Raw genomic sequence first — 300 nt, forward strand, 5'->3', positions numbered from 1 at the left:
GGCGGTCGCGGCGCGGCGGGCGGCCTCGGCCCCGCTGGCGCGCAGGCTGGCGGCCTCGGCGGCCATCTCGCGCGACAGGCCCTGCAGCACCAGCAGGCCGCGCAGCGCGTCCTCCGCGTCCCCCGGCACCGCCAGCAGCGATTCCGCCGGCCAGAGCGCGAGGCGGAGCATCACCGGGATCGCCGGGGCGAGGGCGGCGGCGCGGCGGCGGAGCTCGGCCTCGGACTGGCCGGCCGCGGCGGCGGCGGCGCGGGCGCGCTCCTCGGCCTCCGCGACCCGCTGCTCGGCGACCTGGGCGCG

At 83.7% G+C, this 300-nt stretch carries 1 pseudogene; it reads right to left on the reverse strand.

The annotated features are described in order from the left end of the window. A pseudogene (locus E2C06_RS38425) lies at window positions 1-300 on the reverse strand (murein hydrolase activator EnvC family protein); the annotation flags it as partial.

It is taken from the genome of Dankookia rubra, assembly GCF_004355005.1.
GTDB classification, from domain to species: Bacteria; Pseudomonadota; Alphaproteobacteria; order Acetobacterales; family Acetobacteraceae; genus Paracraurococcus; species Paracraurococcus ruber_A.